The sequence below is a fragment of the Cryobacterium sp. AP27 genome, assembly GCF_056680495.1.
This window is the reverse complement of sequence record NZ_CM155285.1, coordinates 3,278,376-3,293,344: the sequence shown is the minus strand read 5'-3', so window position 1 is coordinate 3,293,344 and position 14,969 is coordinate 3,278,376. Positions and strand designations below refer to the sequence as shown.

At 66.9% G+C, this 14,969-nt stretch carries 15 protein-coding genes; 6 read left to right on the top strand and 9 right to left on the bottom strand.

Annotated elements, in window-relative coordinates; genetic code table 11:
• The first annotated feature begins 15 nt into the window (after positions 1-15).
• Positions 16-681: a GNAT family N-acetyltransferase gene (locus AC1MB9_RS15585; protein ID WP_479962825.1), complete on the top strand. Its 666-nt coding sequence runs from the start codon at positions 16-18 to the stop codon at positions 679-681.
• Here the strand turns inward: AC1MB9_RS15585 and AC1MB9_RS15580 are convergent.
• From AC1MB9_RS15580 to AC1MB9_RS15555, 6 genes are all read right to left on the bottom strand, one after another.
• Positions 562-1,212 carry a GNAT family N-acetyltransferase gene (locus tag AC1MB9_RS15580; protein WP_479964669.1) on the bottom strand — a complete coding sequence of 217 codons (651 nt, stop codon included), beginning with the start codon at positions 1,210-1,212 and terminating at the stop codon, positions 562-564. The genes AC1MB9_RS15585 and AC1MB9_RS15580 overlap by 120 nt on opposite strands.
• 95 nt (positions 1,213-1,307) lie before the next feature.
• The gene (locus AC1MB9_RS15575) at positions 1,308-2,594 is read right to left on the bottom strand and encodes an adenylosuccinate synthase (protein ID WP_479962824.1); all 1,287 of its coding nucleotides are present in this window, start codon (positions 2,592-2,594) and stop codon (positions 1,308-1,310) included.
• A gap of 3 nt (positions 2,595-2,597) precedes the next feature.
• Positions 2,598-3,089: a DUF3151 domain-containing protein gene (locus tag AC1MB9_RS15570; protein ID WP_479962823.1), complete on the bottom strand. Its 492-nt coding sequence runs from the start codon at positions 3,087-3,089 to the stop codon at positions 2,598-2,600.
• A gap of 111 nt (positions 3,090-3,200) precedes the next feature.
• Complete coding sequence (locus tag AC1MB9_RS15565; protein ID WP_479962822.1) at positions 3,201-4,343, bottom strand: baeRF2 domain-containing protein; 1,143 nt, start codon at positions 4,341-4,343, stop codon at positions 3,201-3,203.
• Between the two features lie 115 nt (positions 4,344-4,458).
• Positions 4,459-4,833, bottom strand: a complete 375-nt coding sequence (locus AC1MB9_RS15560; RefSeq protein WP_479962821.1) for a hypothetical protein — start codon at positions 4,831-4,833, stop codon at positions 4,459-4,461.
• Positions 4,834-4,910: 77 nt separating this feature from the next.
• Positions 4,911-5,543, bottom strand: coding sequence for a TrmH family RNA methyltransferase (locus AC1MB9_RS15555; protein ID WP_479962820.1), 633 nt, complete (start codon positions 5,541-5,543; stop codon positions 4,911-4,913).
• A gap of 69 nt (positions 5,544-5,612) precedes the next feature.
• Here AC1MB9_RS15555 and AC1MB9_RS15550 point away from each other — a divergent pair, with 69 nt between their 5' ends.
• From AC1MB9_RS15550 to AC1MB9_RS15540, 3 genes are read left to right on the top strand one after another with little or no spacing between them, the layout of a single operon-like run.
• Positions 5,613-6,878, top strand: a complete 1,266-nt coding sequence (locus tag AC1MB9_RS15550) for an Nramp family divalent metal transporter (RefSeq protein WP_479962819.1) — start codon at positions 5,613-5,615, stop codon at positions 6,876-6,878.
• Between the two features lie 27 nt (positions 6,879-6,905).
• On the top strand, positions 6,906-7,568 hold the full coding sequence (locus tag AC1MB9_RS15545; RefSeq protein ID WP_479962818.1) for a metal-dependent transcriptional regulator: 663 nt from the start codon (positions 6,906-6,908) through the stop codon (positions 7,566-7,568).
• A gap of 30 nt (positions 7,569-7,598) precedes the next feature.
• Positions 7,599-8,399 (top strand): HAD-IIA family hydrolase, encoded by an 801-nt coding sequence (locus AC1MB9_RS15540; RefSeq protein ID WP_479962817.1) that lies wholly within the window; start codon positions 7,599-7,601, stop codon positions 8,397-8,399.
• Positions 8,400-8,832: 433 nt separating this feature from the next.
• Here the strand turns inward: AC1MB9_RS15540 and AC1MB9_RS15535 are convergent, their stop codons facing one another.
• The 3 genes from AC1MB9_RS15535 to AC1MB9_RS15525 form a co-directional block, all read right to left on the bottom strand.
• Positions 8,833-9,669 carry a hypothetical protein gene (locus tag AC1MB9_RS15535; protein WP_479962816.1) on the bottom strand — a complete coding sequence of 279 codons (837 nt, stop codon included), beginning with the start codon at positions 9,667-9,669 and terminating at the stop codon, positions 8,833-8,835.
• 533 nt (positions 9,670-10,202) lie between these two features.
• Complete coding sequence (gene pyrE, locus AC1MB9_RS15530; RefSeq protein ID WP_479962815.1) at positions 10,203-10,751, bottom strand: orotate phosphoribosyltransferase; 549 nt, start codon at positions 10,749-10,751, stop codon at positions 10,203-10,205.
• A 216-nt stretch (positions 10,752-10,967) separates the two neighbouring features.
• Positions 10,968-11,090 (bottom strand): hypothetical protein, encoded by a 123-nt coding sequence (locus tag AC1MB9_RS15525; protein WP_479962814.1) that lies wholly within the window; start codon positions 11,088-11,090, stop codon positions 10,968-10,970.
• 133 nt (positions 11,091-11,223) lie between these two features.
• Between AC1MB9_RS15525 and AC1MB9_RS15520 the strand changes: the two genes are divergently transcribed.
• Together AC1MB9_RS15520 and AC1MB9_RS15515 are read left to right on the top strand one after the other, a co-directional pair.
• Positions 11,224-12,147, top strand: a complete 924-nt coding sequence (locus AC1MB9_RS15520) for a LysR family transcriptional regulator (RefSeq protein WP_479962813.1) — start codon at positions 11,224-11,226, stop codon at positions 12,145-12,147.
• A gap of 246 nt (positions 12,148-12,393) precedes the next feature.
• Positions 12,394-14,784, top strand: a complete 2,391-nt coding sequence (locus tag AC1MB9_RS15515; protein ID WP_479962812.1) for an ATP-binding cassette domain-containing protein — start codon at positions 12,394-12,396, stop codon at positions 14,782-14,784.
• Positions 14,785-14,969: the final 185 nt, after the last annotated feature.

Here is a 14,969-nt window from a genome sequence, read left to right as displayed (position 1 = left end):
GAATAGCATCGAGAGATGTCCGACTCCATTCAGCTCTCTCCCACCGTGACGCTGCGCACGCTCAGACAGGGCGATGCCCCCGCACTGCTGCACGCGTACGTCCGCAATCGTGAGCATCTCGCACCATGGGATCCGGCTCGGCTCGAATCATTTTTCACGTTGGAGGTGCAGTCGACGATGCTGGCCTTTCAGCTTGAAGAACTCGCAACCGGGGTCGGGGTTCCCCTCGCGCTCTGGGAGGACGATCGCGTCGTGGGCCGCGTCACCCTGGCGCGGATCGTGCGCGGCCCGCTGCAGAGCGCAAGCGTGGGGTACTTCATCGACAAGGCCTATACCGGCCGGGGCCTCGCCTCCGCGGCTCTGGCGCACACGCTCGATCAGGCGCGCCGCACGCTCGGCCTGCACCGCATTGAAGCCAGCACCCTGCTGAACAACGTCGCCTCGCAGCGGGTGCTGCGCCGCGCGGGGTTCGAGCAGATAGGCATGGCGCCCGAGTACCTCCAGATCGCCGGCGAGTGGCAGGATCACCTGCTTTTTCACAAACTTCTCGGCGATTCCGCCCTACCGGGTGAGGTCGGCGTCCGGCGGGGCGTCACGGTAGACGATCGAACGGGACGGGTAGGCGTCCACTCGGGCCTGGAGCCGCGCCCGCACGCCGGGCCACTCGTCGATCAGGATTGAGTACATGGCGGTGTCCCGCCAGCTCCCGTCGGCCCGCACACGGTTGCGGCGGAGCACACCCTCGAACGTCGCGCCGATGGCCGCGATGGCCGCTCGTGAGCGTGTGTTGATGGAATCGGCCTGGATGGTGATGCGCCCGAAGTCGTTGCGGAATGCTTCGGCCAGCAGTAGGAGCTTGCACTCGGCGTTCACGGCGGTGCCCCAGACTCGCGGATCGTATGCGGTCCACCCGAGCTGCGCGCTCTCGTTCTCCAGGTCGAGGTCGCCCAGCGTCGTCGTGCCCACAAGCTGGCCGTCATTGAGCCCGCCGAGCAGTCGCACCGCGTACGGCAGGCTTTCCCACTGGTAGTAGCCCTCCGCCCAGGAGATGAACGCATCCACATTCGTTCGCAGGGCGGCCAGGCCTCCGCCATAGCCGAACTCGAATACGGCACGGTGTGTGATGGCGTGGTGGAGTTCGGGGAGTGCGGCGCTGCCGAGAGGCTGCAGCTGCACGAAACGGCCCCGGAGGGTTGCAGAGGGCGGGCGCATGGCGGTCACGAATTTATTGTGCCAGTTGCCACGGCAAAGCGATGGCCCCCATCCCGACTCTGAGGAGGGGCTGGGGGCCGATCGTGGAACGTGGTCTAGTCGATCAGGTCGTGCCGCACGACGATGGCCTCACGGTCCGGTCCCACGCCGATGGCGGAGATGCGGGCACCGCTCATCTCCTGGAGCTTGAGGACGTAATCGCGGGCGGCCTGCGGCAGGTCCTCGAACGTTCGTACGCCCGTGATGTCTTCGGTCCAGCCCGGGAACTCCTCGTAGATGGGAGTGGCATGGTGGAAGTCGGACTGGGAGACGGGCACCTCGTCGACGCGAACGCCGTCAACGGAGTAGGCGACACAGACCGGAATGGTGTCGAGCCCGGTGAGCACGTCAAGCTTGGTCAAGACGAAGTCGGTCACCCCGTTGATGCGAGCCGTGTAGCGAGCGATGGGCGCGTCGTACCAGCCACAGCGACGCGGGCGCCCGGTGGTTGTGCCGAACTCGAAGCCGTTGGCGCGCAGGAACTCCCCCGAGTCGTCGAAGAGCTCCGTGGGGAACGGACCGGCGCCGACGCGCGTCGTGTACGCCTTGACGACGGCAATGACGCGGTCGATACGGTTGGGCGCCACTCCGGAACCGGTGACGGCTCCACCGGATGTGGCATTCGACGACGTGACGAAGGGGTACGTTCCGTGGTCGACGTCGAGCATGGTTGCCTGACCGCCCTCGAACAGCACCGTCTTGCCGGCGTCGAGCGCCTGGTGCAGCAGCAGGGCCGTATCGGCGACCATGGGACGCAGCCGCTCGGCATGACTGAGCAGCTCCTCCACGATCTCTTCAACCTCGATCGAGCGACGGTTATAGACCTTGACGAGCAGATGATTCTTCTGGTTGAGGGCGCCCTCAACCTTCTGACGCAGGATATTCTCGTCGAACAGGTCCTGTACCCGTATGCCCACCCGGTTGATCTTGTCGGCATATGCGGGACCGATTCCACGGCCGGTCGTGCCGATCTGCCGCTTGCCGAGAAAACGCTCGGTGACCTTGTCGAGAGTGCGGTGGTACTGCGTGATCAGGTGGGCGTTGGCGCTTACCTTGAGGCGAGACACATCGACACCACGCTCGCTGAGGGCGTCGAGTTCCTCGAAGAGCACCTCAATGTCAACGACCACGCCGTTGGCGATCACCGGGGTGACGCCCGGGCTCAGAATCCCCGAGGGCAGCAGGTGCAGCGCGTACTTCTCGTCACCGACCACGACGGTGTGTCCGGCGTTGTTGCCGCCGTTGAACTTGACGACATAGTCGACGCGGTTCCCGAGAAGGTCTGTGGCCTTGCCCTTACCCTCGTCGCCCCACTGGGCGCCGATCAATACGATCGCTGGCATGTTTTAGTTCTCTCCTCGGATAACAAAAGCTTCAGTCGCCGGCGACGGGTCGGACCCTGGGTTGACGGCCGTGGTGCGTTCGGCGCCGATGCTCGCAATGGCAGTCGGGTCGGCATCCATCAGGAAGGCCGTCAGCCGGGTGACTTCATCGTTCTCCCCGATCTCAGCGGCCGCACGGCGCAAAGCGAAGAGCGCGCGCAGCACACCACGGTTGGGTTCGTGGCGCCACGGGATGGGGCCGTGCCCCTTCCACCCGGCTCGGCGGAGAGCGTCGAGACCACGGTGGTAGCCCACGCGGGCAAAGGCGTAGGACTCAAGCACGCGGCCCGCGGCGTGTGCCACGTCGGCGAGCTCGGCCCAGGCCAGCGATGAGGTCGGATGCGCCCACGCCACGGCGGCAATATCTGCCGCGGAGGTTCGGTCTATCGCGGCGAGCACCTCCGCTTCCACAGGTAGAAGGGTCTCGGGCTGGTCAAGCAAGTTATCGCCGGTCACACTCGATACTATCGCGGTGCGGTTGACGACCGCGTGACGACGGCCGGTGGAGTGGATATTGCGCGCGATGGGGCTCGGTCGTGGTGATCGGGGCAGGAGAGCCCGCGACGATCAATCCGTGGCGCTCGACACGATCGGCCAGCGCAGCAGAGCCGCGGCGCTCGATGTCTCGGGCAGCTCCCCCGGCGATACGATGACAACTCGGGCGTCGGTCAGTATCGCCGCCCGCAGGAGCGCGTCGACCGCCGGAACAGGGCCGAGAGACGTCGCACCCAGCGTGTCGTCCGTCGGTGCAGCCACCCACGGCTCGCGGTCGAGGGCGATGAGTTCGTCGACCGGCACGCGGTCGCGTGCCACCAGGAGAACGTCGACCTGGGCCTGCTGCAACGACCGCAGGACGCCCCAAAAATCCGTCTCGGCGAGGCCGTCTTCCCGGCCGGCTCCCGCGGCGAGCCGTTCGAGCGCACCATGTTCGTCGTGCGCGAGAATCGATGCGATGTGCCGCTCAAGGTCGCGCTGCAACACCGCGTCGGTGGCCCCATCGGACCGGGTGTTGGCCGGCAGTTCGGTGAGGATTTCCCGTGTCGCCGGCGCGAGCTGGTCGACGAGCAGCTGCCGGGCGCGAATGTCCCCGGTCAGCACGATGAGTTCGGCACCACTCTCTCGCACGATGGTATCGAGGGCGGATGCGACCAGGGTCTCATTGCGCTTCCAGATCTCCTCGGTGTGGTGCTGGTAGCGACCGTTGGCAAGAAAATTATCTTCACCGTGCACCTTCGTGATGAACTCCGTCTCTCCTTCGACGGCTTGCTCGACGAGCGTTGTCGCTCGGCTCAGGCGTGACAGCCGGATTTCGCCGCCGTCGCGACCGACCTCCGCAACCACGTAGGTGACGTCCCGCGGTCGCTGAATCAGCAGCGGTGCGAGCTGGGGTACAGCGCCGTGCCCCACGATGAGTTCGGCCAGCGGTTCCCCCGGCAGCAGCTCGCTGAGCTCGATCACTCCCGCCCGGGCCACGATGAGGCGACTGACCGGCCCGCCGATGCCGGGCGGCTGCTCGAGGATCGCCTCGATCGCGGACACGTTCTCGACCGGGGCACCGGCCTCGGAGAGAGCCTCGGCCACCGTGCGCTGGCGGAGAGTCGAGGTGCGCCGCGAATCGCTCGCGTCCTGACTCACGTCCGCGTACACCGTCGACGATTCGCCGGGTCGCCGGTACAGATCCGCCATCCCCTCATTTCCAAAATCAGCCATTGCCAGCCCCTTCCGCTGTTGCCAGTAGTGGAAACCTAGGCCCGAGTGGCCACATTGACAACCCTTCGCAGCGCAGCGCCCGCAGCCTGGGCGCGGTAAGGGCTTCGGGAAATTCTTAGGCGGGCGTGCGCTGCTGGGCCGCGATGCACCATCCGCCGCCGTTTTCGTCGAACACATACGTGGTCGACACGAAATACTCGTGCAGGTGCTCGCCGCGGCGCACCACGACCCGGGATACGACGATTCCGGCATGCTCGCCCAGACGGACCACCGCCGGGTCATGCACCTGATAGTCATCGCAGGCCGCGAGATCGAGGATCGCTCCGGTGAGCTCGTCGCGGCCGATGATGGCGCCGGGCAGGATCAACAGGCCATCTGGCGTCATGGAACGCTGGAAATATTCAGCGCCCTGCCCGGACACAAGGGCCTGCCACCCCTCGTGTTCTTCATGCAGCAGTCGGGCGGGCAGATCATCAGTGATCGCAGTCATGTCCACACGGTAGCCCCTGCAGCGCGCCGGTGGGGCAGAATTTTTCCGGCCGCGCCTGCCGACGTGTTGCTCGCTCTTCAGAAGTGGTGCTGCAGTACCCAGTTGTGCATTGTGACGGCGGCGGCGGCCGAGGCGTTGAGTGACCGGGTGGAGCCGAACTGGCTGATCTCCACGATGGCGTCGGCCGCGGCGACCGCGGCCTCGGACAGGCCGGGACCCTCCTGCCCGAATAACAGCACGCAACGCTCCGGGAAGCGGTACGTCTCAATGATGACCGATCCGGGCACATTGTCGATCGCGACGACCGGCAGACCCTCGGCGGATGCCCAGTCCACGAAAGCCGCCACGTCGGGGTGGTGCATCACATGCTGGTAGCGGTCGGTCACCATGGCGCCGCGCTTGTTCCATCGCTTGCGCCCGATAATGTGCACCGTATCCGCTGCGAAGGCGTTGGCGCTGCGCACGATCGAGCCGATGTTCATGTCGTGCTGCCAGTTCTCAATGGCGACGTGGAAGGGATGCCGATGCTCATCGAGGTCGGCGATGATCGCTTCCATCAGCCAGTAGCGATACCGATCGATCACGTTGCGGGTGTCGCCGCGCTCCAGAAGTTCCGCGTCGTAACGCGGCTCGGAGGGCCATTCGCCCTGCCAGGGACCGACTCCGTGGGTCGAGAGCTCATTCGTCGGGTTGTCTGCTGGCGTACTCACTGATTCACTTTATCGCACAGCGCCCTCACGGACCTTTCGGTGTGCCGAAATCTTCGCTAGTGTTTCGGTATGACGAAAACTGAGGCGCCGCAGCGTGACCGGGCACTGACGCCCACGACCGTGGCATCGTCACGTTTGCTCTGGTTGTTGGGGCCTGCACTCGTGGCCGGCGTGGCCTACCTCGATCCCGGCAATGTGGCCAGCAACATGACCGCCGGCGCCCGCTATGGCTACCTCCTCGTGTGGGTGGTCGTGGCCGGCAACGTCATGGCCTGGCTCATCCAGTACCTGTCTGCCAAGCTCGGCATCGTCACCGGCCAGAGCCTGCCCGAGATTCTCGGCCTGCGCATGAAGAAGCCGATGTCGCGCCGGCTCTACTGGATCCAGGCGGAACTGGTGGCGATGGCCACCGACCTCGCCGAGATCATCGGCGGCGCCGTTGCACTGTACCTGCTCTTCGGCCTTCCCCTTCTGGCCGGCGGCATCATCACCGGAACGATTTCCATGGTTGTGCTGACGGTGCAGACCCGGCGCGGTCCCAAGGTCTTCGAGCGCGTGATTGTGGCCCTCATGCTCATCATCACGGTGGGCTTCACGGTGGGCGTCTTCATGTCCCCGCCCGATGGCGGCCAGGTGCTCGGCGGCATGGTTCCACGCTTCGAGGGCGCCAACTCGGTGCTTCTCGCCGCCTCCATTCTCGGTGCGACGATCATGCCGCACGCCATTTACGCCCATTCGTCCCTGGCCCGCGACCGATTCCCCGAATGGCAAGGCGCCAGGGCAACCCGACGATTGCTGTGGGCGACGAAGTGGGACGTGACGATTGCCATGGCCATTGCCGGCACCGTGAACCTCGCGATCCTGCTGCTCGCGGCATCCGCCCTGCAAGGCGTGGAGGGGACCGACACCCTGCAGGGCGCCTACGCGGCCATCGAAACGTCACTCGGCGCGGCCGTCGCGACCGCCTTCGCGATCGGGCTGCTCGCCTCCGGCCTCGCCTCCACGTCGGTGGGAGCCTACGCAGGGTCGGAGATCATGTCCGGCCTGCTGCACGTTCGGATTCCCCTGTTGCTGCGCCGCCTGATCACCCTCATCCCGGCACTGTTCATTCTCAGCGTGGGGTTTGACCCCACCGAAGCCCTCGTCTTGAGCCAGGTCGTGCTGTCGTTCGGTATCCCGTTCGCGCTGATTCCGCTCGTGTGGCTCACCGCCCAGCGCGGTCTTCTCGGCACCTTTGCGAACCGCTGGTTCACGACAGTGGCCGGGGCGCTGTGTTCCCTGGCCCTGGTGGCGCTCAACGTGGTGCTGCTCGTTCTGGTTTTCACCGGGGCGTAACCGGGCGGGGAGTATCCTGAAGCGGTCATGAAGCACACCACGCCAGCCTCCGAGGATTACCTCAAGACCATATACGCGCACACCGAATGGCAGAGCGAGCCGATCACCCCGAAGGCGCTGGCCACTCGACTGGGCGTGGCGCCGTCATCCGTCACCGAAATGGTGAAGAAGCTCGCCGCGGCCGGACTGATCACCCACGTTCCCTACGGTCCGTTGACGCTGACCGACGCCGGCGTCTTGCGAGCCACGGCCGTGGTGCGGCGCCATCGTGTGATTGAAACCTGGCTCGTGCGAGAGATGGGCTACGACTGGGACCAGGTGCACGAGGAGGCCGAGGTGCTTGAGCATTCGATCTCGGATCGCCTGCTCGATGCGATCAACGCGCGCCTCGGCCACCCCTCCCGCGACCCGCACGGCGACCCCATTCCGCTCGCCGACGGTTCCTCGCCGCGGCAGGCCGCGGTTCTACTCGCCGACGCCGAGGCCGGGTACTCGGGCACCGTTCTTCGGGTGAGCGACCGGGACTCCGCCGTACTGCGCGAACTGGCCACCAACGGCATCGGCCCCGGTGTGGTCATCACCGTGCTCGGGCCGCTGACCGTGAGGCTGCCGGACGGCCGCACCCGGCACGTTACGCCGCCGGCCGCCGACGCCATCTGGGTCACCCACGATGACGCAATGCCCAGCTAGGCTGAAACCCCCGAGTGACAGGAGCGCCGCATGGCTCGCCGTGAAGAGATTGAATGCTGGCTCACCGACATGGACGGTGTGCTCGTGCACGAGAACGCTGCCCTGCCGGGCGCTGCCGACCTGCTGCAGCAATGGACGGACACCGGAACGCCGTTTCTGGTGCTGACGAATAACTCGATTTACACGCCGCGGGACCTGAGTGCCCGACTGCGCGCATCCGGCCTCAACGTGCCGGAGGAAAGCATCTGGACCTCGGCCCTCGCCACGGCGGATTTTCTGCAGGCGCAGGTTTCCGGCGGCACCGCCTTCGTGATCGGCGAGATGGGCCTCACCACGGCGCTGCACGAAGCCGGCTTCACCATGACCGAGACCAACCCGGACTTCGTTGTCGTCGGCGAGACGCGCAACTACTCGTTCGAAGCCATCACGAAGGCCATTCGCCTTATTCTCGGCGGGGCCCGGTTCATCGCCACCAACCCGGACGCCACCGGCCCGAGCGCCGACGGCCCCATGCCGGCTACGGGCGCGATTGCGGCGCTGATCAGCAAGGCAACCGGGCGCGAACCGTACATCGTGGGCAAGCCCAACCCGATGATGTTCCGCTCCGCCATGAACAAGATCGGCGCTCACTCGGAGAACACGGCCATGATCGGTGACCGCATGGACACCGATATCGTGGCCGGTATCGAGGCCGGGCTGCACACCATTCTCGTCATGACCGGAATCAGCGACGACGCCGAGATAGCGCGCTACCCGTTCCGTCCGAGTGAGATCCTCTCCGGCGTGCATGAGCTGGTCTCCGCCGAACCCGTCGAGTCCGACGAGATCTAGGCCCGCCGCCGTCGGGCGTCATGCGCCCGTGGAAACGTCTTCCCGACCATCGGGATGCGCGGGGAGCCGGGAGCCTCGGCATCCGCGGGCCGTGGGCCGGGCCGTGCGCGCACAACCGGTGTTTTCGAAACACGCCGGGTCGGGGAGCCACGGATGCCGGCGTGTCGCGAATGATCCGGTTTTAGCGGTGGTGCCGGGCTCGGCGGGCGTCGACGACCGTGCGGTCTATCGCGGCGAGTGTGGTCGGCCACTCGACCAGGATCTGCTCGTACGTGAGGCGAAGGGTCGGGCGGCCCCGGCCCATCGATTTCGACGGCCACGTAATCCTCGACAACGACGTCTTTCGACTCCGCCCGTCGCGAGCATCCGTCGGGTGCGGGTGACTCGTGCCCGGTGCCGCGCGTTGCGCTGAGCAGCGGAAGCCGCGGCCTGGTCAGCCGGTGGGGCCTGGTCCCGCCACGCTGGAGGTCAACGGCTCAGCCGAGGATCGACTGACGAAGCAGTGGTAGTGGCGCGCCGGGTCAGCCCACTGTTCCTCGGTGACCGGATAGCTGCCCTGAACCTGCAGGTCGGGGTAGGCGCCGGCTGCCGCGAGGTCAAGCACGCCCGGGGCGGTGCACAGCAGGTTCATCTGCGTAGCCAGCGCGGCCTCACCAGGAAACGGCGCCGCGGCATCGTCTCCGAATGAGCCGCGAAACACCAGCTGCGCGCCATGCGGCGCCGCACAGTCGGAGACCGTGAATGTCTCCTCCCACGGCGAAACATAGGGTTCCAGGCATTCGCCTCCGAACAGGGTGTCCCAGGCGTGATCGCCGACAGGCTGCGCCGCCGTCACCTCGGGCGTCAGCGTCGGAGTCGGCGTGGTCGTCGGCGACGGGGTGGCCGATGCCGTGGATGTCGGGGCGACGACCGGGGTCCCGCCCGCGAGTCGCTGACCGAACAGGAACAGGCCCACGAGAATGACGATGACCAGGATGGCCGCGCCCACCCAGATGACCGTGCGTGTTGCGGTGCGGGCCGGGCCGCTCGGCGCCGAGTGCCGTTCCGGCCGGGCGGGCTCGTCGCCGTCGTTCGCAGGCGCACCGGGCAACACGGCGGTTGCCGCGTCGCCGTCGCGGTCCCCCGCCTCGGCCCGTGCCGCATCAGCGTCATCGTGACCCGTGGCGGGCAGAGCGGATGCGGAAGCCTCCTCCGGACCGACCGGCGCGTGCGGTGCGACTGGCACCTCCGTCAGGTCAATCACGGCGGTGACGTCCGGAACGCCAGGCATATCGGGCACATCAGGCGCCTCCGAAGCAGCGGTCACGTCGGCTGCCGCCGGAGCTGAGGCTTCGTGAGACGCATCCGGTGCCGTCGGATTTTCTGATGCGCCGGTCACTTCGGGAAATTCGGACGCCTCTGGCGACTGGTTCCCACGGGCATCGCGGACGCCGGCTTGAGGGGGCTCGCCCTGCGCTTCGGCGTCCGAGGGGACGTCGGACGATGCCGGCCCAGTCGCTACCGAAGCGGCGGCATCCGATACAGAGGGCTCCGGCTCGGCCTGCTCGAAAGCGGGCGCGGCGGAGGGCCGTTCAGCAGGCTCCGGCGCCGCAGGCCCACTTGGTTCGCCGGCAGACGCCGAAGATTCCTGGGCGGCAGGCTCGGAATCCGTCTCCGCAGAGGCTTCGGAGGGGGGTGCAATCGGCGCCTCGCCGTTGGCATGCGCCGATTCCGATTCGAAATCCGTGTCCGGATCGTCCTGGGGCCCTCCGAACTGCGATGCCAACCAGTCGAAGCCGTGATCGGACTCGTCGTCCTTCGGCACTAGTTCAGCCCCAGGTCCTCAAGGGAAATCGCCGCGTAGTACGGGTAGCCGGCAGCCTCGATAATTTCTCGCGCGCCCGTGTTGCGATCGACGACGACGGCGACGCCGGCGATGATTGCGCCCACCTTGAGCAGCGCCTCGACGGCCGCGAGCGGTGATCCGCCGGTAGTCGAGGTGTCTTCCAGCACGATGACACGCTTGTCGGCGAGGTCAGGTCCTTCGACCTGACGGCCCCGCCCGTGATCCTTCGGCTCCTTGCGTACGACGAAGGCGTCATAGCTGGCGCCTCGAGCCGCGCCTTGGTGCAGAACGGCAGCCGCAACGGGGTCGGCCCCCATCGTCATGCCGCCGACGGCGGAGACGTCGGGAATGTCCTTGATGAGGTCGATCATCACCTGGCCGATGAGCGGCGCCACACGATGATCGAGGCTCACGCGGCGCAGGTCGACGTAATACGTCGCCGTCTTGCCGCTCGTGAGAACGAATTCCCCGTGAAAAACGGCCTCGGCCGCGATGAAATCGATGAGTTGCTGCCGCGTATCCTTCACAGACCCAAGTTTAGGGCATGGAGACAAGAGGCCCCCGCTCGCATCCGGTGTCTAGTTCAGGAGATCCACGGCCGCGGCATCCGGCCCCGCAAGAACACGCGGCCGGGCGGATGCCGGTGCCTGCATCTCCTGAAGTAGCGACAGAGACACACGCCACGTGTGCAGCGCACAGGGCGGGTGGCGGGTGCGGTCCCGGCGGCGCGGCAGTGGCGGGTCCTAGAAGATGCGGACGAGTGCGCGCTCGGGAATACGACCGTAGCCGTCGCGGGCCACGGTTCCCACGAGGGAAACGATCGAGGCGATGGAGATGGCGGCAAGAATAGCGAGAAGAGCGAACATGAAATACCTTTCGACAAGAGGTGGCGGGTCAAAGTACGGAGGCGCCATTGCTCGTGATCGACTTCTCTATTTCATCATCGGAAAACATGCAGCACAACCGCATTATTTAGCCAATCGTGTGTAGCTTGGCTACATGGACGTACAGCGGCTCGAGCTCCTCCGGGAATTGGCCGAGCGCCGCACGGTAACGGCGGTTGCGCGGGCAACGCATCGCACCCCATCCGCGGTATCCCAACAGCTCAAGGTGCTCGAACGCGAGGCCGGCCTGCCCCTCACCGAGCGCAGCGGCCGCGGCCTGGTGCTCACGGCGGCGGGTCGGGCCCTCGCCCGCAGCGCGAGCGACGTGGCCGTGGCGCTCGAGCGTGCGAACGCCCTGTGGGATGAGTTCCGCAATCTGGCCACCGGCGAGGTGAGCGTCGTGACGTTTCCGACCGCCGGGCAGATGTTGCTCCCCGGCGCGCTAGCCGACCTGGCCGCCACGCCGGGCCTTGTCGTCACCTGCACCGACCGGGACCCGGAGCGAAGCGACTTTCCCGCCCTGACCGCCGAATTCGACATTGTGCTCGCGCACACCATGCGGGGTCAGCCGTCCTGGGGCGGGCGAGGCCTCAGCGTGGTGCCGCTGATGACCGAACCGCTCGACGTGGGACTGCCGGCAGATCACCGGCTGGCCGGGCGAGCATCCGTGTCGTCCGCGGATGTGGCGGGCGAACCGTGGATCGGCGTGCCGGATGGCTACCCCTTCGAACGCATCCTGCACGAGATCGAACAGCAATCCGGCGAACGGCTCACGGTGACGCAGCGCTTCGCGGACCTGCGGCTGATCGAGTCCTTCATCACCGCCGGGCACGGCATTGCGCTGCTGCCCCGGTACACGTCGGCCGGGGACCAGCCGGGCCGACTCGTGCTCAAACCGCTGCGCGGAGTCGATGCCGAGCGACAGATCGTGGCGCTCATGCGTCCCGACCGCGCCGAACGCCTCGCCGTGCGCACGGTCATGGGTGCCCTTCGAGACCAGGCCGCGGCGGTGCAATCTCAGCACGCGCACAAGAAGTAGCGAGCAGTGCCGCACCACGGCGTACCGCGAGCATCGCAGTGGGCTGCGTAAACCGCGACGGACCGCGTATTGAGGCAGGCTGGCTATCGGTGCGGGCCGCGAACCGCGGCGGGCCGTGCTCACCGCAGCGGGCTGGGGGCAGCATGGCGGGCCCTCTCCCGCAATAATGGAGACGACGCGCGAGGACCATCGAGCCCGGCGCCACCGCCCGCAATCGCCCACGCGACCGGCACAGAAGGAGACACGATGACCACTCCCCCGATACCAGACACGTCGTCGCCGGCGGCACGTCGCGCCGACAGCCACGACCTGATCCGGGTGCAGGGCGCCCGCGTGAACAACCTCAAAGACGTCACCGTCGACATCCCGAAGCGCCGGCTGACGGTCTTCACCGGCGTATCCGGATCGGGAAAGAGTTCACTCGTGTTCGGCACCGTGGCCGCCGAGTCACAGCGGATGATCAACGAAACGTACAGCGCGTTTTTGCAGGGCTTCATGCCCACGGTCGCCCGGCCCGACGTTGACGTACTCGAAGGACTGACCACGGCCATCATCGTCGACCAGGAGCGGATGGGCGCCAACTCCCGGTCCACCGTCGGCACCGCCACCGACGTCAATGCGATGCTGCGGATCGTGTTCAGCAGGCTGGGGCAGCCGCATATCGGCTCGCCGCAGGCCTTCGCCTTCAATGTGCCTTCGGTGAGCGGAGCGGGCGCCGTCACACTCGAGCGTGCCGGTCGTACCGTGAAAGAACGACGCAGCTTCGCGGTGACCGGGGGCATGTGCCCGCGCTGTGAGGGCATGGGCAGGGTGAACGACATCGACCTCACGCAGCTCTACGACGCCTCCAAGTCTCTCAACGAGGGAGCGATGACGATCCCCGGGTACACCGCCGACGGCTGGGGGGTGCGCATCTTCACCGGGTCCGGATTCGTCGATCCCGACAAGGCGATCCGTGACTACAGCACGAAGGAACTCAACGACTTTCTGTACCACGAGCCCACCAAGGTCAAGGTCGGCGACATCAACATGACCTACGAGGGGTTGGTGCCGAAGATCCAGAAATCATTCCTCTCCAAGGACCGTGAGGCCATGCAACCGCACATTCGGGCCTTCGTGGACCGCGCAGTCACCTTCGCGACCTGCCCCGAGTGCGGCGGCACCCGTCTCAACGACGGCGCCCGGTCATCGCGCGTCGGCGGGCTGAACATCGCCGAGGCCTGCGCCATGCAAATCAGTGACCTGGCGGCGTGGGTGAGCACCGTCACGGAGCCATCGGTGGCGCCGCTGCTGGCCGCGCTGACGGAGACGCTCGACTCGTTCGTCGAGATCGGCCTCGGGTATCTCTCGCTGGACCGTCCGGCCGGCACGCTGTCCGGCGGTGAGGCGCAACGCACGAAGATGATCCGCCACCTCGGCTCGTCGCTCACCGATGTCACCTATGTTTTCGACGAGCCGACCATCGGCCTGCACCCCCATGACATCGAACGGATGAACAGGCTGCTGCTGGAGCTTCGCGACAAGGGCAACACCGTGCTCGTGGTGGAACACAAACCGGAGACGATCGTCATCGCCGATCACATCGTCGATCTGGGTCCCGGAGCGGGAACCGCGGGCGGCGAGGTCTGTTTTGAGGGCACGGTCGAGGGGCTGCGGGGCAGCGACACCCTCACCGGCCGCCACTTCGACGACAAACGCGTCGTGAAAGAGACGGTGCGCGTCCCGTCCGGCACGTTGGCCATCCGGGGTGCGACGGAGAACAACCTGCAGGGCGTCGACGTGGACATCCCGCTCGGGGTGCTCGTCGTCATCACCGGCGTCGCCGGCTCCGGCAAGAGTTCGCTGGTGCACGGCTCGATTCCCCCGGGGTCGGGAGTCGTGTCCATCGACCAGGGCGCGATCCGCGGGTCGCGGCGCAGCAACCCGGCCACCTATACCGGGCTTCTCGACCCGATCCGCAGCGCATTCGCCAAGGCCAACGGGGTGAAGCCGGCGCTGTTCAGCGCCAACTCCGCGGGCGCCTGCCCCAACTGCAACGGTGCCGGAGTGATCTTCACCGACCTCGGCATGATGGCGAGCGTCACCACCACCTGCGAGGTGTGCGAGGGCAAGCGGTTCGACGCATCCGTTCTGGAGTACCCGCTCGGCGGGCGCGATATCAGCGAGGTGCTCGCCATGTCGGTCGACGAGGCCAAAGACTTCTTCGGTGCCGGTGACGCCCGCACCCCGGCCGCGCACGCCGTCCTGGTGCGTCTGGCGGATGTCGGCCTCGGCTATGTCAGCCTCGGCCAGCCGCTCACCACGCTGTCAGGCGGCGAACGCCAGCGGCTGAAACTGGCCACGCAGATGGCCGACAAGGGCGACGTCTATGTGCTCGACGAACCGACCGCCGGACTTCACCTCGCCGACGTGGAACAGCTGCTCGGTCTGCTCGACCAGCTCGTCGAATCCGGCAAGTCGGTCATCGTCGTGGAACACCACCAGGCGGTCATGACGCACGCCGACTGGATCATCGACCTCGGACCGGGCGCCGGCCACGACGGCGGCAAGATCGTCTTCGAAGGCACTCCCGCGCAACTTGTCGCCGACCGATCCACTCTCACGGGCAAGCACCTCGCGACCTACGTCGGAGCTTAGGGGCACGCGCGACGGGGCGCCACGCGGGGCTGGCCCCTGCCCGCACGGATCACGCCCGCCCGACGGAACGCGGGCGACACAAACCGGGGCCGGCACACACGCACCGGCACACGCAGGGTGGCACAACGCAGGGTGGCACAACGCAGGGTGGCACAACGCAGGGTGGGGCGGCTCCCGTGAGCCGC

Excerpts from the sequence above, each read along its gene's own strand:
- AC1MB9_RS15585 (WP_479962825.1), top strand. The coding sequence starts at position 16 with ATGTCCGACTCCATTCAGCTCTCTCCCACCGTGACGCTGCGCACGCTC.
- AC1MB9_RS15580 (WP_479964669.1), bottom strand. The coding sequence starts at position 1,212 with ATGCGCCCGCCCTCTGCAACCCTCCGGGGCCGTTTCGTGCAGCTGCAG.
- AC1MB9_RS15575 (WP_479962824.1), bottom strand. The coding sequence starts at position 2,594 with ATGCCAGCGATCGTATTGATCGGCGCCCAGTGGGGCGACGAGGGTAAG.
- AC1MB9_RS15565 (WP_479962822.1), bottom strand. The coding sequence starts at position 4,343 with ATGGCTGATTTTGGAAATGAGGGGATGGCGGATCTGTACCGGCGACCC.
- AC1MB9_RS15560 (WP_479962821.1), bottom strand. The coding sequence starts at position 4,833 with ATGACTGCGATCACTGATGATCTGCCCGCCCGACTGCTGCATGAAGAA.
- AC1MB9_RS15550 (WP_479962819.1), top strand. The coding sequence starts at position 5,613 with ATGACGAAAACTGAGGCGCCGCAGCGTGACCGGGCACTGACGCCCACG.
- AC1MB9_RS15545 (WP_479962818.1), top strand. The coding sequence starts at position 6,906 with ATGAAGCACACCACGCCAGCCTCCGAGGATTACCTCAAGACCATATAC.
- AC1MB9_RS15540 (WP_479962817.1), top strand. The coding sequence starts at position 7,599 with ATGGCTCGCCGTGAAGAGATTGAATGCTGGCTCACCGACATGGACGGT.
- AC1MB9_RS15535 (WP_479962816.1), bottom strand. The coding sequence starts at position 9,669 with ATGCCTGGCGTTCCGGACGTCACCGCCGTGATTGACCTGACGGAGGTG.
- AC1MB9_RS15525 (WP_479962814.1), bottom strand. The coding sequence starts at position 11,090 with ATGTTCGCTCTTCTCGCTATTCTTGCCGCCATCTCCATCGCCTCGATC.
- AC1MB9_RS15520 (WP_479962813.1), top strand. The coding sequence starts at position 11,224 with ATGGACGTACAGCGGCTCGAGCTCCTCCGGGAATTGGCCGAGCGCCGC.
- AC1MB9_RS15515 (WP_479962812.1), top strand. The coding sequence starts at position 12,394 with ATGACCACTCCCCCGATACCAGACACGTCGTCGCCGGCGGCACGTCGC.